This window comes from Mesorhizobium sp. M8A.F.Ca.ET.207.01.1.1 (assembly GCF_004794715.1).
GTDB lineage: Bacteria > Pseudomonadota > Alphaproteobacteria > Rhizobiales > Rhizobiaceae > Mesorhizobium.
In genome coordinates this window covers 1-311 of record NZ_SRUS01000428.1, presented here as the reverse complement: position 1 = coordinate 311, position 311 = coordinate 1, and the positions used below count along the sequence as shown (strand labels likewise).

Here is a 311-nt window from a genome sequence, read left to right as displayed (position 1 = left end):
TGGACGTGCAGATGCCTTCCGGCAGCGGCTTCGACGTGCTGGAGGGCCTGGAGGCAGTGCCGGCGGTGGTCTTCGTCACCGCCTATGACAGCTACGCGGTGCGCGCGTTCCAGGCCAACGCGCTGGACTATCTGGTGAAGCCGGTGGAGGCACCGCGCCTGTTGGAAGCACTGGAGCGCGCGCGCGAGCGCAACGTAGGGGCGAGCGGGGCGCCGGCACTGCGCAGCACGCTGGCTGCGCAGGACCAGGTGTTCGTGCGCGAGGGCGAACGCTGCTGGTTCGTCGCGGTCTCGGAGACCCGCAGGCTGGTG

General features: G+C 70.4%; 1 pseudogene. It reads left to right on the top strand.

Annotated features, from left to right (window positions below):
• Positions 1-14 precede the first annotated feature (14 nt).
• Positions 15-311 (top strand): annotated as a pseudogene (locus EN850_RS35220) (hypothetical protein); the annotation flags it as partial.